Origin of the sequence: Paenibacillus sp. WLX1005 (assembly GCF_046603685.1) — a bacterium.
Taxonomy (GTDB): Bacteria; Bacillota; Bacilli; order Paenibacillales; family Paenibacillaceae; genus Saccharibacillus.
Window position 1 is genome coordinate 2,725,854 of the sequence record NZ_CP176756.1, and the last position, 25,823, is coordinate 2,751,676.

The window sequence follows — 25,823 nt, forward strand, 5'->3', positions numbered from 1 at the left end:
CAGGCGCAATCTCTGGATGCCTGGCAAAGGTGAATATATGAACAATTGGAAAGACTTGTTTCGCAAAACAACAGGCGGCGTCAATCTGTATATCTGGTTGCTATTTTGTCTGCTTCCGTTTTACTTTATCTTCAATAAGTTTACGATTGGTTATGTTATCGCCGGCGTGCTAATGATCATCGTATTTTTCACCTCAAATTTGCTGTCCCTGATTGTAAAGGGGCGGCAAATTTATGTTTGGTTTGGGGTGCAAATCGTGTTGTCGGTCGTGATGGGTTTGATGTTTGGTTTTATTTATTTCTCGCTGTTTCTCGCTTTCTTCATCGGTACCGTTCATCATCGCGTCGGTTTCTGGATTTTGTATGTCGTTAATCTACTTAGTACGCTCGGTCTAACGTACAGCATTATCACTTCCAATCTGGATCAGTTTCTGTCTCAGCTGCCACTGCTCGTCATTAACCTGATTGCTGTGATTCTGGTGCCGATTCATGCGCACAACAAATCGCGTGAAGATCATCTGCAAGGACAGCTGAACGATGCCAATCGCAAAATCTCAGAGCTGGTCAAGCTGGAAGAACGTCAGCGCATCGCTCGTGATCTGCATGATACACTGGGACAGAAGCTGTCCCTCATCGGTCTAAAAAGTGAGCTGGCATACAAGTTAATCGAGAGCAATCCGCAAAAGGCGGAGCAAGAGATGCTGGATGTACGTCAGACGGCTCGTACGGCATTAAATGAAGTGCGGGAGCTGGTGACCCGTATGCGAGGGATGCGATTGGATGAGGAGCTATTCCGCGTACAGCAGATTCTGGATGTGGCGGACATCAAGCTGCATTTATCTCAGAATAACGATGCCGAGGATATTTCGCTGATCAGTGAAAATGTACTAGCGATGTGTCTCAAGGAAGCAATCAACAATGTAGTACGCCATAGTGAAGCGACCGAATGTGATATTGTACTGGAATCTAGTACAACCGAATTTGTATTGACCGTGCAGGATAATGGCTCCGGCATCGATCTGAAGCGCCAGAAATATGCAGGCAACGGCTTAAAAGGAATCAAGGAACGACTGGAATTTGTTAACGGTAGTCTGTCGGTATCATCGGATCAAGGCACCATGCTGCGTATGGTTGTACCCAATGCTGTGCAGCGCCAGTTGTAAGTCCAAATCAGCATTTGCGAGAGGGGGACGATAAGCATGATCAATATTGTCATTGCCGAAGATCAGCGCATGCTGCTCGGTGCGCTGGCTTCGCTGCTCGATCTGGAAAAGGATATGAATGTAATCGGCAAGGCAACGAACGGAGAGGAAGCGGTACAGCTCGTTCATGCGCTCAAGCCGGATATTTGCATTATGGATATCGAGATGCCTGCCAAAAGCGGTCTGGATGCCGCTGAGGAACTGCGTGATAGTAGTGAGTGCAAGATCATCATCTTGACGACATTCGCCCGTACCGGTTATTTTGAACGCGCTCGTCAGGCAGGGATTCATGGGTATCTACTCAAGGATAGCCCGATTGAAGAACTATCGCATACCATTCGTATGGTTATGGCGGGACGTAGAATCTATGCTTCCGAGCTGATCGACGAAGGATATCGTGAGAAAAGTCCATTGACTGAACGTGAACAGGCTGTGCTGGAACTTATCGCAGATGGCAAAAATACTCGTGAAATCTCCAACGAGCTATTTATCACTACTGGTACAGTACGCAATTACGTTTCAATCATCATGGACAAGCTGAATGTCAGCAACCGAATTGAAGCAATCAAGCATTTTAAGGAAAAAGGTTGGTTCAAGTCCTAAGTAGTTGAGGGGTACCCACATATTACGCTTTGACATGAATAAGCCATACTGTCATATGAGTAAAAATAGTACACAATTTAACCTATATCGCACAAAATACGACATACAAAAGAGCAGTGTCTTCATAACAGAAGCACTGCTCTTTTGCATTATTTGTACTATGTTTTGATCCTATTGATATATCAGGATTGCATGACAAACGTCTGTGACTTACTTCTTATCAACGAATCCGCCAGTCAAACGAAGTAGCGCTTCTGGAATCTGCAACCCTTGCTCTCCAGTCAGCTTTTGCATCAGTTCGTATTCATCATCAAGTTCGTCTGCATGCTTGATCGACTCGATCTCATGACGCAGCTTTTCCATTTTCAAATCCAGGGCGGTTGCGGAATCGGCAGCGTCTTTGAGTTCATTGGTCAGCTGCTCTGGTACAGAACCTTCGTATTTGTAAAAGATTTTGTGCTCCAGACTTGCCCAGAAGTCCATCGCAATCGTACGAATCTGCACTTCCACATACACCGATTCTTGACGGTCGGACATAAATACCGGAACCTGAATGATCATATGCAGACTACGATAGCCATTTGGCTTCGGATCGCGGATGTAATCCTTGATCTCAATCACCTGAATATCCGACTGATTCTTCAGCATATCGCACACCCAGTAAATGTCTTCGGTAAACGAGCAAGTAATTCGCAGACCTGCGATATCGCGTACACGCTCACGAATATCCTCCAGACTTTGCACGCCGCCTTTACGCTGAATTTTCTTCAAAATGCTATCCGGCGATTTCACGCGCGACTTGGTATGCTCAATTGGATTGTATTCGTGTAATGAGAGAAACTCGTCGTTCAAAATCTCGATTTTTGTTTCCAGCTCTTTGAGCGCAAATTCATACATCATCATAAAGCGAATGACGTTCTGGCGAATATGTTTTAATTGTTCGATTTGGTTATCCATTTCATTCTCCTGTTTGCTCATCTAGTTTCGACATATAATTGATTCATAATAACTAATTCATAAGAAAAATACTTATATATGTAGTGTACCTAAATAATTGGCTATTGAAAAGTTTTGCTTTGTGATTGGTGTCTTGATTGGGTAGTAGAGAGCGCATGAAGCAACAGATTGGCTCATCTTAACAAACTGCTACATATTTGCAGTTCAGAAGCAGGTATGTTATTTTGATAGCGGATACATAAGTCATCTTTATGGTGCTTAGACGTGCAAAAAATGCAAGTCAGCACAAGATCATGAAGTATGAGATAAGGAGGAGCAAGTAATGAGTATAATCAAGCATATGGTGACATTCTCGCTTCACAGTGGCAGGAATAACGAGCAAGCAGAAGCATTTCTGCGTATGAGCAAGCAGGAGCTAGCAGACATTCCGGGTGTGCAGCAATTTGAAGTCTATCGTCAAGTTAGCGGCAAAAACGATCATGACTACATGTTCTCTATGGCATTTGCCGATCAGGCAGCATATGAGGCGTACAATCAGCATCCGGTACATGTGAATTATGTAAAAGAGCGCTGGGACAAGGAAGTCCAGTCGTTTCAGGAGACCGATGTCGTGCTGTATGAATAACAGCCGCAATTGTTAGTACACAATCGATAATGCTATAGAAACAATCGTTGAGCAAGGTAGTATCCAGATGATCCAATCTGACGGATGCTACCTTATTTTGGTTTGCCATCTATCGATATCTGGATGATCAAAGCTTCATTGAGCACTATTTTATCATCCATAGCTTCTTTCCTTGTGATATCGTATAAACACACGATACGATCCGCGAGGAGAGAGAATCATTTATGATTAGAAAAAGTAGCATTATAGTTGTAGTCCTGCTCAGTATAGCTGCTCTTTGCACGGCTGCCGTCTGGGCAGCGAATAACAAAACTCCGATCAAGTCATCGACTTCGGCAGCTTCATTCGCTCGTCAAACTTCACCGATTGTGCTTGGCTATTACGCCGACGCTTCACCAGAAGCATTTACCAAATACCATAACTATATGAATCAAGTATCCACGGATACGCTCAACACAGATGCAGAGGGCAATCTAGTCGGTACAACGCCCAAGCAAGCCGTACAGCAAGCACGCAATTGGAAGATGGGCACATTTGCGTTAGTTTCCAACTATGGTGAAACAGATTGGGACTCTGACGCCGCACATCAAGCAATCACCGATCCTACTGCACGCAAAAAGCTGATTGCCAGTCTATTGCAAACAGTCAAACAAAACCATTATACCGGCGTTAATCTGGACTTTGAATCGTTGGTGCCAGAAGATCGTGGCGCACTAAGCGCCTTTGTACGCGATACAGCCAAGATAATGAAGAACAATGGATTCCAGATCATGGTATCCGTACCTGCCAAGCAGCAGGACGATCCTGAAGATGGTTGGTCTGGCGCTTATGATTATGCAGCGATAGGCAAGGTAGTTGATTGGCTTCAGGTTATGACATACGATGAGCATGGAACTTGGAGCGAACCGGGTTCTTCCGCAAGCTTGGGCTGGACAGAAGCATCACTTGCTTTTGCCGTCAAACAGGTGCCCGCCCGTAAAATATTGATGGGACTGCCTGCTTACGGCAATGATTGGAATGTGAAGCAAACAGCAGCCGGAGATGATAGCGACAATGCGATGCTGCCATGGAATGAGACGAAGTCGTTACTGACCAAGTATCAGACAACTAGCAAACGTGATCAGACATCCGGCTCCATGATTGCACAATATACAGATAGTAATGGCGATCCGCATGAGGTGTGGTACGAAGATGCAATCAGTATCAAGCACAAAACCAAGCTGGTTCAAGCATATAAACTAGCTGGTGTGTCCATGTATGCGATTGGTATGGAGGATGAATCCTTCTGGAAAGCTGTGCAGGCAGGCTTGCACAAGTGACGTAATTACTCAACAGACATGTTGGAATCAACTAACAAACTACGCATATCCTGAACATTTTGCATCGGTGGTTTGCCGTATAATCTTGCATACTCACGGCTGAATTGCGATGGACTTTCATACCCAACCATGAACGCAGCGTCCGCCGCCTGTACCGCTTCGGTCAACATCAGACGCTGCGCTTCCTGCAAACGAATCGTCTTCTGATACTGCAACGGGCTCATCGTTGTAATCCGTTTAAAATGCTTATGAAACGCCGAGCTGCTCAGATTCACATCCCGGGCAAGTTGTTCCATCTCTAGCGGCTTATTATAATCCTGTTTAATCGACTGAATCGTTGTCGCAATTCGAGAAGAATAACTATCTGTAACCGCAAATGGATATAGAACATGCCCTTGCTCACTTTGCAACACCCGGTATACCAATTCCCGAATGATAAGTGGAGACAGAACAGCGATATCGTCAGGATGATCCAGTAATTGTAGGAGCCGCACTACCGTATTCAGTATGGAAGATGACATCGCATTCACTGTAATTCCTTGACCTGTTTCGGCTTGAACAGGGAGTGTATGGTCCATCATACTCACAACATCCAGGATCACATCGGTATCAAAGCTAAGTTTTAAACCCAAATAAGGCAACGTAGATGATGCTTCGCTAATCCGCCCCATAATCGGCAGATCGACCGAAGTGATGAGAAAGGTGTGAGGATCGTAGCGGTACGTTTGATCAGCGAGCATAGCTGTTTTAGCGCCTTGAGCGACGATACAGATCGAAGGCTTGTAGACGGTAATTAACGGCTCCGATACTTCTTCGGCGCGTACGATAGATAAGAGAGGGATGTTCGTCTGGTGCGTGCCTGTTGTAGGTGTATTGCGTATAATCGTCTGCTGAAGCTCATGTAACGCATGTTGCAGACGCTGCTGTTCATCAAATGGTTTCATAATCAGATGCTCCTGTCGAGAATGACTTATTGTATTATAAAAACAGCGAACAAAAATAGGCAAGCGACATACAGGATTAATCTATCGCCCCTTTTCCAAAACACTCTATACTGTTTACAGACGATCACTACAGAGTGGATCGAATCTTTCGATATAGAGGAGAGTATACATTATGGGAACAACCAGAACAGCAATTGTAACCGGAGCGTCACGCGGCATTGGACGGCAAATTGCGATCCAATTGGCTCAGTCAGCTGTAAACGTTATCGTTAATTACGCATCCAGCAAGGAGAAAGCTGACGAAGTCGTTCATTTGATCCAAACTGCTGGTGGTGAAGCTACCGCTATTCATGCAGATATTAGCAAAGTCAGTGAAGTAGAGCGATTGTTCGCTGAAACAATCAAGCAGTACGGAGCCGTTGATATACTGATCAATAATGCTGGAACGATGAATATGGCAACACTGGATCAAGTTACAGAGGAGGAGTTTGACCAGCATATTGCCCTCAATGTCAAAGGTACGTATTTTGCCTGTCAGCAAGCGATGGAGCATATGCAGGAGGGAGGCACTATTATTAATTTCTCCACCTCTGTATCTGGTGCTATGTTGCCGGGATATAGTTTGTACGGTGCCACCAAGGGGGCTGTGGAGCAATTGACACGTCAACTGGCAAAAGAATTTGGACCGAGAGGCATTACAATCAACAGCATTGCACCAGGGCAAGTAGCAACCGATTTGTTCTTAAATGGCAAATCCGAGGAACTCGTTAATTCGTATCGCCGTATGAACGCATTTGGACGATTAGGCGAACCAGAAGATATTGCCAATGCCGTAGAATTGTTGATCAGCGATAAAGCACGTTGGATCACAGGACAAACGATCCGCGTGAACGGTGGATTTAACTAATTACATTGAATGAAATGGGCAATTTTAATGTTTTTCTTTGCTTTTTGTGCAAAATGCAGTATGATAATCTCAATTAAATGAAGTCACGAGGAAGCACCTCGCTTATAGATATTCCTATATCTATGGCGAGGTGCTTTTTTGTCTTCTCGGAGGCGATTGATTTGACAACAACTAAAAAAGTAGATTCATCACCATATCAACCAAGTAAGCTTACGAATAGCAGTCGGTATGTATTCCGACCCAAACTGATTCAAACATCCCTTTGTATGCTCATTCTCGCATCTGCATTTGGTCCTGTTCCTATAGCTTCAGCAGCAACTGTAGCAGCTGATATTACATTGCTGAAGCCGAATACAAACTCGGTATACTTGGAGTTTTCTGTACCGCTAGCTGATTCTGATGTTCTGTTCAAAACTGGGTTTGAAAGCGGAGATCCACAGCTTAAACTAGATTGGCATGGTACAGGAAATCAAACCTACATAGATACGGGAACATCTCGTGGAACAGCGTTACAATTAACAGATATTATGTCTACGAATAAAGGGAATTTTTATGATACATTAGCTGGGCAAACGGGTGGACAATATAGCATTTCACACTACGGGATTACATCCATTAAAGCTGATAGTAAATTGAGTTTACAATACGATGTGAAATCAACAGGAAGCACCAATAACGTACGTCCATTTTTCGGGAATTTTTGGAAAAGTGTTGGAGAAAAAGTTGTTGATAATTCCGGGAATATTGTTAAGTTTAAAAATGCAACATCGTTTACTGGGTCTACAGCACCGACCAAGTTTTATGTAACAACGGATAGTGGTACTGTGAATTTGGTCAATGGCGCAGTCTATACATTGAGTAGTTCTTCATATAATGATTACAAATGGGGATATTTATATTATACGTTTAATAGTACGGATAATAGCATGACGCTTCGTACAGATGCAATGACTCGTCCATCGACAGTTAGTATTGGCGGAACAAATATATTCTCTACCGGTGAAGGAGAGGCATTTGCTGCTGAAGCACCACTTATTCAATTAGCCAATTATGGAGATATTTCGGTTTACAATGAACGAAATGGTACAAGGGACTGGGAAACACTTAACAATAGTTTTGATTTACCAACTACAAATTACAATCCAGAAAAATATGGGGCTGAATTTAATATATTTTGGCAAACAAATGGTCAGCTCCAGATGGATAATATCAAAATCGGCTATGCTGAAAAAGCGATCATCTACCGTAACGGCGATCAAATCTATTCTGGTTACGATTCTAACTATACCGATACAGGTGCCACCGATCATCGTGGCCCTGATCCGGTTCCAGACGAGTCATTAACGTATAATTATTCCAAACAAACTAAGCAAGTAATCGCTTCCTGGGCACCAGCCACAGATCGTGGTACATACTACAATTATCAAATTCAAGGGCAACTACGCGATGGTACAGTCGGAGAAGTTCACCCTGCACAAACTGCGCTCGTGACTTCAGGCGTCAAAGGCTACATTGTAACGACAGACAAATCCTTTACAACGCAAATCACATCAGGTGCTATCTCGACAACAACTACATCGTATACGTTTACGCCAACTGAAGGCGATGCTTACATCCATATCGCTCCCGTCGATTATGAAGGGAATATTGGCGAAACCAAAACAATGATGCTTTTGGATGGCGATCCACCATTATTAACGTTAACACCGTCGACCCTTGCTCCTACGCAATCAGATGTGCTGATTTCAGTCGATGCATCAGATAATACTACGTGGATTACCAATACAACACTTCCGAATGGTGCAACTGTAATGTCAGGCAATACGTCATTTGTAGTGAATGCAAATGGAATGTATACCGTAACAACACAAGACTTTTTCGGTAACACGACTAGCAAATCCATTACTGTATCGAATATTGATCGAGATCGCCCGGTTATTGCTTTTACTCCCAATGGTTCAGAATGGCAACCGAACACGCTGGACGTTGATGTTCTCACAGAGGATCGCACGCTGAACACCGTAAAGTATGTAGTGAATGAGGAGAGCACACGCCCAGACGAGAATGCAGATTGGAGCCAAGGGAGCGAAACGTTTTCGGTTAGCTTGCCAGCAGCAAAGGAGGGCGTATGGTATATACATGTGGTAGCTACAGACGCTGCTGGTAATGAATCATACAGTCGTTCAAAATCATTCAAAATCAAAGCTCTGCCAGCACAGTTGTCTAATGATGAAGTTCATTTACATTCGTACTCCGCAGACAGTATTACAGGTGTATTGCCGGTTCATTCCGATCAGTCGTATGAAATTGAAAATACCACAACAGGAACAAAGATGATCATTCCAGCAGGAAGTTCTACATTTGCAGATACGAATTTATCTGCCGGAACAATTTACGACTATGTGATTACACCTATTAATGCTTCAGGTAGAGGTCCAAGTACAACATTCCGTTATCTTACACTTCCAGCTGCTGCGACATTCGATGGAGCCTATGCGCATTCCGAAACATCGGTTGAGGTCAAATTGGAGCCTGTACAGTCGGCAACTGAGTATCTCTATACACTTACCGATGCAAATGGGGAAATAGTATCCGTTGGAACGATGGATGTAAGCCATATCTTTAGCGGATTGCTTCCTAACAACAAATATACAGTAAGCACACAAGCTATAAACTCATCCGGGCAAAGTTTGGAGAGCCGCTACACATTTTTAACATTACCGTCATTATCTCATCTTCATGTAGTAACGGTCGGAGTGGATCATGCCAAGTTATCATGGGATACGGTGAGCGGCGACGTTTACTACGATGTGAAGCGCAACGATCAGCATCTCGTGACAGTGACGGGTGAAACGTATTCTACTGTTTCAGATGTTACATATCATCAATATGAACTAGTTTACACTGGCTCCAATGTATCGTTTGGTGATTATCATCTTGCTTCGGGCACAGCTTACAATTATGCGATAGCTGTAACAAACGAGACCGGGCAAAGCAATTTTAAAAATGTATCGTTATGGACGTTACCAGATGCTCCCGATCTCTATAAAAGAAATACGGCAACAGAAGCCGCTACATATGCTTGGAATAGTGTTCGCGGTGCTAAAGGGTATGATGTATACCTAGATGGTGCCAAAGTAGCGGAGACCGATCGTACCACTTATGAATTTACGCATCTCCAACCGGGGAGTGTACATTCTGTAGCGATTGTACCATTTAACGATTTTGGTACAGGAGAGGGTGCTCATGCCTCATTTATTACGTTATCTGCGCCTGCTACTGATTTGCAGCTGAAGAACATCACTTCTACGTCGGCTACTGTCTCTTTTGCGCCAGTAGAGGGGGCTGCTTCTTATATCGCAACAGTGAATGGCTTGGCATTCACAAGCACAACGTCAGAGATTAATCTCATTGGACTAACTGCTGGGGAAAGCTATACCATTCATGTTCAGGCGATGAACGAAAGCGGCGCATCCACGCAAAGTACCATTTCATTTCAAACATTGCCACTTGCACCACAAAGTAGCCAAATAACATCCAATACGAATGATGATTTCAATCTATCGTTTACCCGTTCCTTTGGCGCACAATCGTATCGTATATATGATGGATATGGTCAATACATTGCTACGACAAAGGATCTGGAAGTCACACTTCCAAGCCCTGGCGCGGGTATCTCAGCTTTATTTGGTATTGCTGCTGTAGGTAAGAATGGAGAAAGTTCAGATCTTCGTTGGATCACATACCAAGGAGCGGCAGTTCCATCTGAAGAGCAGGTAATGCATCTCCAAAATGTAGAGCATGATTCAGTAACCATTACGTGGAAACCTTTTAAAGGGGCAGTATCTTACAATCTCTATCATGCAGATCAATTAATCGGGAATGTGGAAGACAGTCTTGTCACTGTTGATCAGCTGCTGAGTAGTACGGAATATAATGACTATGCAATCCGAGCTGTGAATGCAACCGGTATATTGAGCAACGTATATCATGTAGCCTTTGAGACTAAGCCATATTCGAATTTCGATCTGAACGTAGCAGAGATTACAACATCAACTGCGACCATTAACGTTACAGATGGAAGGGATTCCGATATATATGTGTTCGCAAACGAAAAGGGTGAAATTCAACGCTCTCAATCGAAGACACTGACCATCCAAAATTTGTCTGCTGCGCATAGCTATACAATTAAGATTTGGTCTGAGAATGAATCCGGTGTTAGATCGTTTATTCATTCTATCCATTTTAAGACGAAAGAAAAAAATATAGGGAATGTATCTACTGCGATATCACATCCTTCAGTAGGGCAGATTCATGAGCAGGACGAAGAAAGTCCACAACAGGATATGACGGAGAAGCGTTCGCTTCCCACTGTTCCTGCTGAAGATTACAGTACTACGGTTATTCGATTTACAGATGTAATATCCAGATACTCTGAGAATGCGATTAACTTTCTGGCGGATCGCGGTATTATTAACGGCGATGACACCGGCAAATTTCATCCTCAAGCTGGAATTACACGCGCAGAGTTTTTAAGTATGTTACTGCGTTCCAGAGACGAACAACATGAAGTGCATGCAGCAACATTGCCAAGCTCCCATATGTTTCATGATATTGATGGAAAATGGTATACAGCAAATGTACAAAAAGCAGCAGAGATGAAATACATCAGCGGTTATCCAGACGGTACATTCAAACCAGATAAAATTATTACAAGAGCGGAAGCAGCCAAAATCCTGCAAAATTTTATGAATCAAGAGCAATCCCAATCGTATGAATTCACAGATAAAGGAAATATTCCATCATGGGCCAAATCAGCAATTGATCAATTAGGCGGCGAGTTGTTTATCGGTTATGAGAATGGTCAGTTCAAGCCTCAGCGAAAAATCACGAAAGAAGAAACAGCCGTGGTGATCTATCGATTGTTAAATAAGTAAAAGAGTGCGCTGCATGGAATATGCAGCGCATTTTTAATAATATAAGTGTTTGTTTAGTAACATAAGATGGATAAGCTAATTTAGAGTAAACATAGAGTATATACATAACCCTCTGTAAATTTCGGATGCAATATCAGTCGTATTATTTGGTATACTTGAGAAAAGAACGCTTACAATGAAATGTTTCATTTTAACAGAGTTTAGGAGGAGTAGAGAGTGAACGAAACTTTTACTGTATTACGTAATGGTGTGAAAATGCCTTGGATAGGTCTTGGGGTTTGGACAGCAGAACGTGAAAACGCAATAGAGCCAGTAAAATATGCACTACAAAACGGATATCGCAGCATTGATACGGCAACCGCATATCGAAATGAGGATCAGGTTGGACAGGCTATTATAGAATCTGGCGTAAGCCGAAAAGATATTTTCGTCACAACCAAAGTGGCAAACGGAGATCAGGGATACGAATCCACATTAGTAGCATTTAATAAAAGCCTTAGAGCGCTGAAAACAGATTATCTGGATTTATATTTGATTCACTGGCCTGTAGAAGGGAAATCTCTAGAAACATGGAGAGCATTAGAAGAGTTATATCATCAGAAGAAAGTACGCGCAATTGGTGTTAGCAATTTTGAGATTGCTGATCTGGAGCAGTTAAAAGCAGTTGCTACCGTTCAACCTATGGTTAACCAGATCGAATTTCATCCTCACTTGATACGTAAAGAACTTAGTGTATATTGTAATCTTCATCAGATCCAGATGGAAGCATGGTCTCCACTGATGAAAGGGATACTGAGTGACGAACCAATTCTTCTTGAGATTGCAAAAAAATACAATAAATCAGTCGCTCAAATTATCCTTCGCTGGGATATTCAAAGTGGGTTTGTAACTATTCCTAAATCGTTTAATAAAACCAGAATAGTGGAGAATCTTACTATTTTTGATTTTATGTTGACAGATGAAGAAGTAGTAAACATTGCTTCGCTGAATAAAGATGAAAAACTACCAATACCTGACATGAGTAAGTTTCGAGACAATTGACCATGTAAATGGATTCTATAATAAGTAATGGCGATCATATACAAATTTGTGATTGTCATTACTTATTATAATTTAACTATATAAATAGACTGTACTAGAAGCTTGCAATGTTTAGTATGGCTTGAAATCAAGTGAGCGAATTACATTTTTATAGAGTTAGATTGCTAATTCGATTGAAGATAAGTAAGGATATGATCAGTTTAAGTTTATTTGATTCGACACATAAGAGTTGTAATAAATAATAATAAAAATACGATTATAAAGGAGATTATTTTACTATACAAAAGTTATTAAAGAGTTTGGAAATGAGATCAAGAATCTATAGCTAGTTTTTAATTTTATGCATACATAATCACAAAACTCGTATTTTGTACATATGTATAATTTAAGAATCAAAGTCCTATATCACGGTTTCTCAAGAATTAGTTTATCTCTCAGTCTTCGCGTCTTAAAATCCTCATTTGAACTTTATGCACGGCTTTGTTTAGCCAGTATGTCCATAAGAACTTGTCGAACACTGGACAACGCCCTTATAACGTTAAATTGAAATTGTATATTTTCTTAGTTTACATCTGAAACTGATACTATGGTGTTAATGCTTGCTGTTGGGCTGTATATCAGTATATCCCTATCTTTCTTTCACAGTAGCGAATGCTTATTTGATCTGTATTTAAAATATCTGCTTGAAACGAAACTTATTCAATGTCTATAAGAGTTTTAAGAAATCCATATTGTTCGAACTTTTTTGCAATAAGCATTCTAAACCTTCTCTTACTCTAACATTGCTATCGTTTTCATTTCATATCTCTTTCTCATCTAAAAATGAGCAAAAGTAAAGGAGCCAATTAATTCTCTTTCTAACGAATTTATTGGCTCCTTTAACCTTTATTGTTAGGATATGTTCTCAATTGAGTCGTGATTAAATCATAAATTAATTCGTAGGACTAACTATACACTCCCTCCATTCTTCTACTTATTTAAACACATTTTCTCTTTTAATTTTAACCCAAAAATTTACAAAAATTTCTTCTTTTTGTTTACTTAGAAATTAAGTATTTAAATTATTTAAATTTTCTTTTCAAACTATATATTAATAGATTATACTACATCAAGTTCATATAATATTTCAGATTCAAAAGGAGCAAAATTATGGTATTTATTAAAAGAATCGTTTCACTCGTATTGGCTATGCTGATGATTGCGCAGATCATCGATCTATCTGTACCAATAACTTCTATAAGTTATGCAAGTTCATTACCGGATACAAAAAGTGCCCAAGCCAAAATGATACACTGGTTGGCAAAACAACAGGATAAACCAGAGTATGAAATGAATATCCAATTTTCAAAGAACTATTCTGAATCGTATTTAGGAGAAGTCACAGGTAGTGTAGAAGTAAACAAATTAGCTTCAACAGCTTGGAAACCTTATCCATATATTGCTTTATCAAGCGCTTATACAGTGGGTGAATCTTCATCGATTCATGGAGTATGGACAGATGTCAGTAATCCAAGTGAGTATAAAATCGCTATATATGATAAAACTGATATTGAATATTTTAAAAAAGAAGTATCTTTGAATTCTGATGGCTCTTGGAATGCTGGAGATTTGACGATTCGCGGAAGTTTGATGGTGCATCTTATGGATTCCAACGGAAAAATTGTTTGTAGTTTGGGCGATTCAAAGGTGAGTGTGAACTCGGAATATGAAGTTCGGATATATGCCGTATCTGACGTACCATACCTACAAGCTAAAATTCCTTTAAGAAGAGATGGAACGTTCGTCTCCCAGCCAGTTCCCGTATTCAATTCTGACCATGATATTATTGATTATTATCCGACAGTACATAAAGGTACTAAAGTAGCGAGTCTTATTGAAATAGATCATCAAGAAATAGTTACGTCTACAGAAGTCCCGATTTATAACCTTGTACGATCTTTCCAAGTTCCTAATGATGATCCTGATCGATTTTCTAACATCAATAGAAGAAGCTGGATTTATGATGACGCTCTTGCCGTTATAGCTTTTTCTATGGCTGGCGATCAAGAAAGAGCATCAAAAATTTTATCTTCTCTTCAGGTTTTGCAGGCAAATGACGGTTCTCTAGAGTTTGCATACGACGTTTATTCAGGCAGAATGGACACCGTTAAAAGATCCGGTGCGATAGCCTGGGTTGGATATGCCGCTATTGTGTATGAAAAATATTTTGGCGATTCAACATACCGCCCTTTTTCCGAGAAAATCGCAGATTATTTACTTACCATGCAAGATAAATCGACTGGAAGTTTTAAAGGTGGCCCTGACGTAAATTGGTATTCGACGGAACATAATATTGATTGCTATTTCTTTTTTCGAGATTTATATGAATTGAGCAAAAAACCTTCTTATTTCGATGCTGCAAAAGCGGTCCGCGATTCGCTTACAAAAAATCATTGGGTGTCATCCGAAAAGCGTTTTTATCAAGGATTGGGAGATGACGCCTATGCTCTGGATACGAGTTCATGGGGAGGGATTTTTGCCCATGCTATCGGCGATGAATCTATGGCACAAGCCTCAATGGATGTCACAAATCAATTTTATTTGAGCGGTCAAACTCTATCTTCTAGCACTGAAAAAGACTCATATAATACTTCTTTTGTCTCCCCGGCCTCATTATCAGGGTACAAACCTTACTTAAAAAGTGCATCGTATCCCGATGCACCTGATATCGTTTGGTCTGAAGGGACATGGGGCGTTATTGCATTAGGTTTAAGATTGAATCAAGATATGAGTTCTTTGACTCAATCCATGCTAAATATGCAAGCGTCCAATTCTAACGGAGCAATGGTTTATTCGAACAAAGGATACGCTCCCTACCCTTATCAATTTCATGTCTGGTCTTCGGTTGCTGGTACAGCCTGGGGATACATGACGCTCAAAAATTTCCAAGGATTCTGGGAAGAAGACTCGGGTAGTTTTAAACAAGAAATCGAAGACCGCGAAGCAGAGGAGTTTGCTGAAGAAGTATTTCGGTCCTACTACCCTTCGTCTGGAGATGATTCACTGTTAAGAGGTGCATCACCTTGGTTATCTGCAAATACTAAAGTCACCCCCGAAGTAGCTTTAGAGGTTTTAAGAAATCTGTCTAAAGGCGAGCCAGCTTGGAAACCAGAACTTTCAAATAATGGAGGTTCAGCATTTTTCACGCTAGAAGGCAACCCTTATACTGGTATTGATAAAACGAAAGATTTTCAAATTGATGTAAAAATCAAAATGCCGGAACAGGCGCTTATTTTTGATGAGCCTGCTTTACTTGAGATATATAATAAATATAAAGATAAAGATTCTACCAAAGCTGAAGCCGAAACAAAAGTTAAAACCTTCAGATTACAAAAAACTGGTATATCTTTTGATATAGATTTGACCGCCAAAGAAAAAAATTCAGTAGTAAGAATTCAGCATAAAATTGCGGAAAGATTAATGTGGAATGAAGTGGGAGAAAAAGTTAGACTCTCTACATCCAAAGTTGGAGAAGTTATATTAAATGGTAGTCTCTTTTCGAGAAAAGGAAATGGCAAGTTTGCAATAGTCGCAGATGCTTCGAAAATTGAAGTGGACGGTGGTATCAAGAAGTTAACCGAACTTATAAAGGAGCGTGGAATTGTAGCAGAACCTGCATTGATTGAATCTGCTGAAGCTTTAGCCAAATCGCAGCAATGGACAGGTACAGGGACAGAGATCGTGCAAAATGTTTTTCGTTATGGAGGCAAAGTATTAATTGTAGTGGGTGTAGGATCTGATATTTATAAGGTCTATGTGGCAGAGGACAAAGTGAAAGCTATCGTTGAATCTGCGGGTGGTTGGACAGGAGCTACTGCTTCAGCAACTGCTTTTGCGGCCTGGTGGACACCTGCGGATATAGCCGGGCCTTGGGCTTGGGCGGCACATGGAGTAGGGACTCTTGCAGCAGGAGGCGTTGGCTATTGGGTCGGATCTGAAACCTCAAGAACGATTTATGAACTTGTAGCGGAGGAATAATGTATTGAAAGGAGATTATGTATGATAAGAAACGATAGAGATACCATTGTAGCGGGTATCGAACATTTATGCGATGGAATTGGTCCATTCCAAAAAATGGATACCTTTGAGGATTATCTTCAAATGCAAACGGATGTCTACAATACGTTTGGCGACGATTCGTTCGATATTTTAATTGACATTTTATTAAATCCTCCCGATTTGGGACGCTTTGATCCAAATGATTTTGAATACGAATTACAAGAAGCTATTACCGCGATCGGTCGTAGAAATCCTCGTTATGCTTTAGATACACTCAATGATCTGCTCGGTATAAAAAGTATAAGGCTCGTCCTGATCAATATCATTGGTGGATTGGAAAATGAAGATGGTTTGCTTCTATTGGAGCCTTTATTGCAGCCGTCAGCAGAGGTGGATCCCTTGTCGGAAGATGAACTCATAGGTTTGGCTTGTGCGTTCCGTGAGATTAGAGGCGAGAAAGCTATTGAACTTTTAGAAAAAATGAAAATAAAATACTATAATCATTCATCTGATCTATTGCAATATATAGAAGAAGGGTTAAAGGCACTTTAGCAGCGTGTTTTAAATTGCGGAAGAACTTTGAACGTTCATCTTTTAGTGTATAACGTATAATATAGCAGTTTAAAAGACCTCATTTCCTACTTATAGTGGAAATGAGGTCTTTTGCATGAATGTAACAATTAAAATGATCCTTCCCATCGACTGAGGGAATCGCTTGTTTCATAACTTGACTACGAAGATACATATATGTATCTTCAAAAATATTCTTTATATTAGCGTCAACTTGCTGTATCCCTTTTCTGCGTTTATTAGCATTGGCCTAACGTAAGAATAGGTTAATCCTGTATTGGAATCGGTATAGTTTTCAAAATAATGAAATGTATAGATTGCAATCGCTCTTAACTGTTTGTTGAAAGTAGCTTTTTCACTGCACCTTTTGCAGGTGTAGCTGAAGTGAATAACTGAACAACTTTACTTTTGTCATTATTATTTCCTTTCAAAAAAATGCCTAATTCAATACACTATACGTTCATATTTATGCATAATTTAGACGTTTAACCATTTATTTATATTTCAAAATAAGTGTATTTAAGGTATATAGATACTTTAAATTAGATCTGGATTACATTTCCATACGTTATTCTGCAACATCATACAAATGAATCTATGTACAATGACATACTTTTTCCGCTGCCAAAGTTGTACCCGTAGCATGATAAACAATTTCTCAAAACCTGTACATAATGAGATAAGTATCACCTGTATGATCTGTATGCGCAAACAGCTAATTGCACAAAACCGCATACGGGAATACATACTCTCATCATGAAAGGCTGTGTGTTATGAAATTTATTCGTTATCATTGGAAACAAAGTTGTTATGTAGGAATCATTCTCGCACTGCTGATCACCTCTTTTAACATTCCAACGTCTACGGTTGAAGCAGTTCCCGGTCCACGTCAAATGGAAAATTTGGGACGCGGTATTGTTGCCGTTCGCAGCGGCTATAATGTATTCATCAGTTGGCGCTTACTTGCTCTTGATCCTGGCAACATCGGATTCAATGTGTATCGTGTTTCCTCTCCCCCCGTAAACACTACGGTTACTGAGAATGTTTACGATTCGATTCCTCCGACTGTAGCGGATGTATATGATGATTCTGTAGATATGGCTTCGTTATCAGTAACCAATGCTGCATATTCATTACCTGCTGTCAAAATTAATCCTGATGTGCTATTTAAAGGTACAAACTACACAGATACAACAGCAAATCGCAAACTCGATAATACGTATTTTGTTAAACCAGTCATCAATGGTGTAGAGCAACAAGCAAGCGATACCTTTACACTTGCCGCCAATGCAGCTAATCAACCATTAATCACAGTTCCTCTGAAAAAAGGTGCCCAAATTCGCAATGTATGGGTCGGCGATCTGGATGGTGATCACGAATACGATTATATCGTTGACCGCGTGTCCACTACCCCACAAACCTTAGAAGCTTACAAGCGGGACGGTACACTACTATGGACAATCGATATGGGACCTAATAGCAGTGACAAGAACGCGATGAAACCTGGCTCTGCCGCGATCGATGTCGGTATGCTGGATGGAATAAATGTATACGATCTGGATGGTGACGGTAAAGCAGAAGTCATATTGAAAATCGCTAATGGTGTAAGCTTTCCCGATGGGACAGTCTGGACAGATGATAATGATAAAAAACAATGGCTTGCCGTTCTGAATGGCATGACAGGTACGATCCAAAATACGTCTCCTTTGCCAGAAGATTATATTACGAATGGCTCACTGGCGGTTCAACTGGGAATCGGTTATCTAAACGGCACAACGCCAAGTGTTGTCGTCATGGGCAAAAATCGTCGTCCAGATCGCAACTTCAATCTGTTATTTTCTGCATACCATTATGATGGAAGTCGTCTTACGATGGACTGGAAATGGCTACGTGGATCACAGGCAGCGTCGGATGGGCACCAGATGCGCATTAGTGATGTAGATGGCAACGGTACTGACGAGATTGCAGAGGTTGGCTTTGTGCTTAATGGAGATGGTACGCTTCGGTATTCCCTTGCCAAAGACAATGTTGGACATGGAGATCGCTTCTATATCGGTAAATTCGATCCCAATACGCCCGGTCTTCAAGCATATGGAATTCAACAGCTGAATGCCAAAGGTCTGCTCGAATATTATTATAATGCCGATACTGGCAAGATGTACTGGCAACATAGCCAGGAACCGCCTGCACCTGATGTCGGACGCGGCGATGTAGGCGATATTGATCCGCGTTATCCGGGCTATGAAGTATGGTCGTTCTCTGGCATCTATAACGGAACGAATAATACGCAGATTACCGGGCCGGGTCAACAACCTTGGCCTGCGCTTCGACTATGGTGGGATGGCGATCTGTCGAGCGAAATTTATAATAATACTCGAATTGAAAAATGGAATTATGAAAGCAATTCGACTACCCGATTAGTCACTGCCTACAAATATCAGAATGCGATTCAAAATAGTCGCAAGTTCCCTGTTTTTTATGGAGATATTATGGGCGACTGGCGTGAGGAAGTGGTACTCGTGGATCGAGATTATTCTAAACTAATTATTTTCACGACCTCTACTCCAACCGATCAACGAATCTACACATTGGCGCAAAATCCGGCGTATCGCAACAGCATGACGATCAAAGGGTATGTGCAATCTCATTTAACAGATTATTATCTTGGGGAAGGTATGAGTACACCGCCGACACCGAATATTCGGCTCACTCCTTGATGTAATTACAAAAGCCCATAGATCAGGTCGTAACTGCACCTGTCTATGGGCTTCATCATGTCTATCTGTAAGCTTTTATCATATCATACGATTCTCTTACATACTATGCTTTACCGAAGCTGCCATAATATCACCGTAAGCCCAGTACGATGTTGGTACATCGCTCCATTTGGCTGTTGTCGGTGTATAGGCTGGACGATCCAGTAATTTGTTGATCAACGTAACTGCTTCGGCACGGGTGATCGGTTGGTTTGGACGGAATGTACCGTCAGCATAACCAGTCAGAACTCCTTGTGCCTGTGCATTCGTAATTGCTTGCTGTGCCCAGTGACCGTTCACATCGCTAAATGTAGACGATGTGCTCGTATTGGATGTCCAACCATACACATTGGACAGCAATTGTGCCATTTCAGCACGAGTTACTGCTTTGGATGGTTGGAATTTGCGATCGCCGGTTCCTTTTAACCAGCCTTGTTGTACTGCTGTAGCAATATCACTGGCTGCCCAGTTTACTGTTCCCAGATCGGTAAAGGAAACATTGCCACCACCTGCTGATTCTTTGCTCATCATCGTACGACTGAGCACGGCAGCGATTTCGGCACGGCTTACACTTTTGCTTGGTTGGAAGGTGCCATCCGGGTAACCTTTCATATACGGATCGTATTCGCTTGTTGCGCCGTTATCTGCTGGCGATGTAACAGGCGACATTTTGAAGCTGTACTCTACAATCGTTTGACCGACATGAATGTTACCGTCTTTGATATAACTGTCTGTGCCGAAGGTAGCTTCAGCATTGTCTTTGCGGCTGTCAAAAGCGAGATAGCCGTCTTTTTCACCCAGAATGTAATAGTCGCCTTCTGGATAAACCATCCAGCCGTATTGTCCATCTGCATTGCTAGATTGAGGGTCTTTGTTCATATTCGGTGCAAAGTCTGGCAGTTCCGGCAATGTAACCATCGTTCCTGGCGTACGTCCTTTGGAACGGTTCAGCACGGTATCTGCCCAGTACAAGGTAACTTTTGCGCCTTCGATCACTTTCCCTGTCGAAGCATCGGTAATGACACCATATGGGTCAATCAGTGTCGCATCAATCGTGACCGAACCGCTGGAGCTGATACGAATCGTTGCCAACTGTCCTGCCAGACGCTCGCCATTCGGTGCAATCACACTCAGCGCAAGGCGATACGTACCAGATGGAACACTTGGAACGCTAAAGCTGCCATCTGTATTCACTGTAAATTCAGGTACATTCACAGCTTCACCATTGGCGTTGTACAATTTGCCGAGCAATTTCAGGTTTTTACCGACTTTATCGGTAATTGGTGCATTGCTGACTCCACCGTTACTTGTATTCGTAATGACGACTTTCGCAGTATCTCCAGAAATAGAACCTGATGAAGATGAGGAATCCGTATCTTTGGATTTCACTGTTTTGAATGTAACGGTATCTCCGTAGATGATACCGGCAGGTGTCTCGGCATACGCACGTACATAGTAGTTCGTGTTTTCTTTCAATCCAGTCAGATCTGTGGAGAAATAACCACCAGAGTTGATTGGGGCTACAACTGTGAATGTCTCACCAGAGAAGTCGGCACTTGTTCCGTACACGACGCCCGTTACGGTCGCTGTATTCGAGACATTACCACCTACAGTTGCCGATGTTTTCGTAATATTCGTTGCTTCCGCAGTATGAATGGAAATTTGATTGTATGCACGGAAGTTCAGAACAGTTACTTTGCCTTGCTGCGTGCTATCTACGATCGCTACATGTGGCACGCCATTGATAACTTGAATTTTCAGTTCGGACGCAGTACCTGTTGTGAATGTTGCTTGACCAACGGTCACCCATTGCTGTCCACTGAACTTTTTGACCGTGATTTTGCCAGCGTTGCTGCTGTCGGCATACGCGATGTAGGCGACATTTTTGCTGTCAAATGTCAGGGCAAGCAGTTGAGCAGGGCTAGATGTGATGGAGCCTGCACCATAGGAGTACCAGCCTGAACCGTCATATGCGACTTCTTTGACTTGAATTCCATTGGCATCTTGATATGCGATAAAGGAACTGCCGTTACTATTCGTAGTCTGAGTTAACAAGGAGATTTGTGTGCCGGTTTGAGCTGTCGTTTTCCACACATTGTTGCCTGACACATAAGCCAGATGCAGTTCTCCATTTTGTGTAAAGTTGATCGTTGCAGGACTGAGATAGCTTTGCGAGATGAAGAGCGACTCTACTGTTCCCTTCGTGAATCCGCGCTGACCAATATTTTCCCATGTGTTACCGTTATATCCGATGACCGATAACGAACCTGCTTGATCCTGATCGGCAAATGCAAGTAGCGGATAGTTGTAAATGACATAAAAGTCAAACAGTGTCGATGAAGATACAGTGACATTGGTAGCCAGCAATGGAGCCCAGCTAGTGCCATTGAATTTGGACACGACCAGTTTGTTCGTTTCTTTATCCGTATAAGCAGCATACAGGGTAGTATTGTCCGCAGGGTCAAACTTCACAACCGTACGACCACCGACCGCTTTGTCGGAGAATCCTGGTGCACCTACATACTCCCATGATGTGCCATTGTACTTCATAACCGAGATCGCATTGTTATGATTGGAATCGGCAAACGAAACATATGCTTCTCCGCTAGCATTCTGAGCAAAGGAAAGCCCTTGTGCTGGTCCAGCAAATCCTGCTGGTCCTACCAGTTGCCAGAGATACGGAACAACCGTTACGGTCACTGTTGTTGTCAGATTCTTCGGATTGTAATATCCGCAATACGATTGAATCGAATTGCTAATAGATGGCGAAGCCAATGACAGCTCAAAGCAGGACGGAGTTCCTACGAATGTATATGTTCCCGGATCGCCTGTAAAAGCTGGTGTACCGCTATCCCATTTCACTGGAGTAACAGCCGACTTGCCATTGTCAAAGGACATGTTTAAATTTTTGGTGAGCAATCCTTTGACTGTCGACAAGGTGGAGCCTTGCGGAACCGTGATATTTTTCGGTGTTTCTGTAATAGCTGTCAAATTCGGATAATCGACAAAAACATCCAAACGAGGGCGTACATAATAATTAGACGCGTATTCGACGGAACCGTCGCTTGGTAACGTCAATTCGCCGTCAAAGGAGCGATATCCACCGGATTCTTTTAAAATCCAGTCCTCAATACCGGTGTATGAATCATAATCGGACAAGTCCCATGTTACCGGGAACGCGCGAGTCGAATTATCATCCAGTGTAACGGTAATCGTTGGAGGAAGAGTCAGACTGTCCTTGCTAGTCATGTTCGGTACGTTCAGCTGTGGCGGATCTTCTAGCGAAACGATCTGATACACTTTCATCAGTGTAGAGAAGTTCTGGATGCTGCCCAGCACCGTATGCTGAGAAGAATCTGGATACGTCACAACCGCACTTGCCTGATAATCGTAGCTTGTTTGTGGCGTCAGTCCAGTAGCACTACCGGAGAAGTCGCCATTGGGTGAAACTGTGATCGACGATGCTGCCACTGCATTGGAAGGACGTGTTGTGACGCCATCTACATGCGGCCAGTAATAAATCGTTTCACTACTGGCTGTATACGTATTACTCTGTACGGTGACATTCGCATTCAGTGTAGTTTGTGAGCTTGTAATATTCGTTGCCAGTTCGGTATATACATAATTGCCTACCGGTGCTGCCTCCGCTGTACGACTTGCTCCGATATTCAGTCCGCAAGTCAATAACAATACAACTGCCAGTGTAAAACTTAATCCCTTTTGAATACGCTTTACCATTTACTCATCAGCCTCCATAGCGATATATAATCATGTAGATCGACTCATCCTGCGCGATAAACGATGCTATGTTATGAATGTCGGTGCCGTCCCCTTCTTTCTATAATGGAGTCAACTAGAATCAGGTATATGAACAGATACCATACACATACCATTTTTTTACATAAAAGAATCAGATAAACTGGTTTAAACAACGAATTACGTATTAAAATAATTGCATAGCAGTCTTGTGGATATAGATCGATCCACTCGCGAGTCGTGTACATATGTATCTGCTGATGATTTCATCGGAAATATATATTTCAAAATGTATAGCAATTTATAAATATTTTGGAAAATTAACGTAAAAAAGAGCAACTCCTGTTGAAGTTGCTCTTTATGAATAGATGATTGTAGATTGTTAGTGGATTCCTCTTCGTCATTGATCGATTGATCGACATACAAGACAATCTTGGTACACGTCAAGAAGAGGTAGGAGTCTGTTCTGCTTCTGCCTGTTTACGTTCAGCACTAAATTGCTCGAAACGTTCAGGATGTACGACTTTGCGCATCAAATGCATCGGTCCTTCCCCTTGCCATGCATCGCGAACACGGATACTTTCATACCCGCGCCGCTGATACATCGGCAGCAGCCACGGATGTTTCTCTGATGTTCCCAACGTTACAGCAGGTGCCCCCACCTCATCACGGATAATCTGCTGCTCTACCCAATCTAACAGTTTACTACCAGCCCCGGTTCCTTGTACATTCGGATCGACAGCGAACCACATAATAAACGGCAGTCCCGTAGAATCAGTCAATTCCTTGAAGCGTTCTGGATTGGCTAGTGTGATCGTAGCGGTAATCAGACCCCCCTGCTCCAGCACATAGCACTTATTGTGGGTGATATTCTCCTGAATCATATGCACATCCGCATTAGCGGCTGGCCAGCTTAATCCTAATTCGCGAATCGTAACATACGCTTCGTATATAATCTGCTGCACGCGCTCTGCATCGTCCAATGTTGCCAAACGGTATACATCACTCATGGTGTTCACCTCATCATTCCGATGATCTTGATCGGATTATTTATATTCTAATCTATCACTACTATTCGAGCTGGGACTAATTGAATATTTCGAATGAGCGATAGAATATATCAATACATTATACGTTATTTGATGCTTCTTTCGCATAAATGTGCAGCAGCATGTCCTGATCATGATTGCCAAACCCGGCTCCATACAAGGTCAATCCGCCGACATGCTCGGCATCTTCCTCCACTGCAAGTCGCAGCGTCCAATACGGTTCGTACACATTCAGATCAGCAAGCGTGACATCTGACATCCACTCCCCATCTATATATGTACCCATATGATCGATTGTAATGACTTTCAACAGACCGTATTGATTCAGATTGCGATGCCACCATGATGGTGTATACCGTCCACGTGCCGCTCTGCCAAAGTCAGCCGGACTTCTCCATCTGCCAAGCGGAATGTGATTGAGGGTAAATGAAATATCAGACAGCCACGTATCTCGTAATCCGGGCGCTTCAGAAGCAATCTCAACGATCCACTCAATCTTCTCCACCTGCTGTGATGATGTTAAACGATTGCGCACTCTATATTCCACATAGCCGCTCGCAAACCATATAATAGCCGCTTCCACTCGCTCTGGATGATGAAAATATGACGGATCATCCCAGATGCCTAGCTCCTTTTCCCATGTACCAATCCCGCACGTAGGCTGAATATGGCAATCGGTATAATGCCCAAGCGGAATCACATGCTCAATGCTGTGAAGAGATTGCTCGATCGCTGGCAAGGTGATATGAATATGCTGCTCCGACAGAAAACAAAGCTTGTGCGTTCCGCCATTACGACGTACTCTGCGGCTGCCGATCAGTTGTGCCTGTTCCAGCTTACTCACATGCATCGTTACGATCGATGGGCTGAGCTTCAGTTCATTGGATAGTTGTTTGAGACTCATTTCGCTGACGGTAAGTAGCTCCATGATTCGCCAGCGGACGGTACTGGCAAGTGCTTCGTACAAACGGATAGATGATGCGTCGCCGTTGGCTTTCAGCGGTCTTCACTCCTTTTTAGGAATAGGAATATTCTTTTACTTAGCAAGAGCTGTTGAATTCACATGTATATGAATTTAACTCAAATTGATTGCGATAACAAGCGTTATGCTCTTGAAAGG

15 protein-coding genes are annotated in these 25,823 nt (G+C 42.2%); 10 read left to right on the plus strand and 5 right to left on the minus strand.

From position 1 onward, the window contains the following. The first annotated feature begins 37 nt into the window (after positions 1-37). Together ACE3MZ_RS11740 and ACE3MZ_RS11745 are read left to right on the plus strand one after the other, a co-directional pair. Complete coding sequence (locus ACE3MZ_RS11740; RefSeq protein ID WP_411346768.1) at positions 38-1,162, plus strand: sensor histidine kinase; 1,125 nt, start codon at positions 38-40, stop codon at positions 1,160-1,162. 36 nt (positions 1,163-1,198) lie between these two features. Beyond that, positions 1,199-1,804, plus strand: a complete 606-nt coding sequence (locus ACE3MZ_RS11745) for a response regulator (protein ID WP_411346611.1) — start codon at positions 1,199-1,201, stop codon at positions 1,802-1,804. Positions 1,805-2,014: 210 nt separating this feature from the next. On the opposite strand, the gene ACE3MZ_RS11750 is transcribed toward ACE3MZ_RS11745, so the two are convergent. After that, on the minus strand, positions 2,015-2,761 hold the full coding sequence (locus tag ACE3MZ_RS11750; protein WP_411346612.1) for a GTP pyrophosphokinase family protein: 747 nt from the start codon (positions 2,759-2,761) through the stop codon (positions 2,015-2,017). Positions 2,762-3,083: 322 nt separating this feature from the next. Between ACE3MZ_RS11750 and ACE3MZ_RS11755 the strand changes: the two genes are divergently transcribed. After that, positions 3,084-3,386, plus strand: a complete 303-nt coding sequence (locus ACE3MZ_RS11755) for a Dabb family protein (protein WP_411346613.1) — start codon at positions 3,084-3,086, stop codon at positions 3,384-3,386. A 224-nt stretch (positions 3,387-3,610) separates the two neighbouring features. Then, complete coding sequence (locus ACE3MZ_RS11760; RefSeq protein WP_411346614.1) at positions 3,611-4,705, plus strand: glycosyl hydrolase family 18 protein; 1,095 nt, start codon at positions 3,611-3,613, stop codon at positions 4,703-4,705. Positions 4,706-4,710: 5 nt separating this feature from the next. On the opposite strand, the gene ACE3MZ_RS11765 is transcribed toward ACE3MZ_RS11760, so the two are convergent. After that, positions 4,711-5,649: an AraC family transcriptional regulator N-terminal domain-containing protein gene (locus ACE3MZ_RS11765; RefSeq protein ID WP_411346615.1), complete on the minus strand. Its 939-nt coding sequence runs from the start codon at positions 5,647-5,649 to the stop codon at positions 4,711-4,713. 172 nt (positions 5,650-5,821) lie between these two features. Between ACE3MZ_RS11765 and ACE3MZ_RS11770 the strand changes: the two genes are divergently transcribed. The 6 genes from ACE3MZ_RS11770 (at position 5,822) to ACE3MZ_RS11795 (ending at position 19,859) form a co-directional block, all read left to right on the plus strand. Further along, the gene (locus ACE3MZ_RS11770) at positions 5,822-6,556 is read left to right on the plus strand and encodes an SDR family oxidoreductase (protein ID WP_411346616.1); all 735 of its coding nucleotides are present in this window, start codon (positions 5,822-5,824) and stop codon (positions 6,554-6,556) included. A 161-nt stretch (positions 6,557-6,717) separates the two neighbouring features. Next, positions 6,718-11,493: an S-layer homology domain-containing protein gene (locus tag ACE3MZ_RS11775; RefSeq protein WP_411346617.1), complete on the plus strand. Its 4,776-nt coding sequence runs from the start codon at positions 6,718-6,720 to the stop codon at positions 11,491-11,493. Between the two features lie 255 nt (positions 11,494-11,748). Beyond that, entirely contained in the window at positions 11,749-12,534 is a 786-nt protein-coding gene (locus ACE3MZ_RS11780; protein WP_411346769.1) for an aldo/keto reductase, read from the plus strand. 1,149 nt (positions 12,535-13,683) lie between these two features. Beyond that, on the plus strand, positions 13,684-16,551 hold the full coding sequence (locus ACE3MZ_RS11785; protein ID WP_411346618.1) for a hypothetical protein: 2,868 nt from the start codon (positions 13,684-13,686) through the stop codon (positions 16,549-16,551). 21 nt (positions 16,552-16,572) lie between these two features. Continuing rightward, the gene (locus ACE3MZ_RS11790; protein WP_411346619.1) at positions 16,573-17,124 is read left to right on the plus strand and encodes a hypothetical protein; all 552 of its coding nucleotides are present in this window, start codon (positions 16,573-16,575) and stop codon (positions 17,122-17,124) included. A gap of 791 nt (positions 17,125-17,915) precedes the next feature. Next, positions 17,916-19,859 (plus strand): hypothetical protein, encoded by a 1,944-nt coding sequence (locus ACE3MZ_RS11795; RefSeq protein WP_411346620.1) that lies wholly within the window; start codon positions 17,916-17,918, stop codon positions 19,857-19,859. A gap of 96 nt (positions 19,860-19,955) precedes the next feature. Here the strand turns inward: ACE3MZ_RS11795 and ACE3MZ_RS11800 are convergent, their stop codons facing one another. The 3 genes from ACE3MZ_RS11800 to ACE3MZ_RS11810 all read right to left on the minus strand — a co-directional run bounded on the left by ACE3MZ_RS11800 (position 19,956) and on the right by ACE3MZ_RS11810 (position 25,631). Further along, entirely contained in the window at positions 19,956-23,636 is a 3,681-nt protein-coding gene (locus ACE3MZ_RS11800) for an S-layer homology domain-containing protein (protein WP_411346622.1), read from the minus strand. 461 nt (positions 23,637-24,097) lie between these two features. Then, on the minus strand, positions 24,098-24,664 hold the full coding sequence (locus ACE3MZ_RS11805; RefSeq protein WP_411346623.1) for a GNAT family N-acetyltransferase: 567 nt from the start codon (positions 24,662-24,664) through the stop codon (positions 24,098-24,100). Positions 24,665-24,782: 118 nt separating this feature from the next. Further along, on the minus strand, positions 24,783-25,631 hold the full coding sequence (locus ACE3MZ_RS11810) for an ArsR/SmtB family transcription factor (RefSeq protein WP_411346624.1): 849 nt from the start codon (positions 25,629-25,631) through the stop codon (positions 24,783-24,785). Positions 25,632-25,823: the final 192 nt, after the last annotated feature.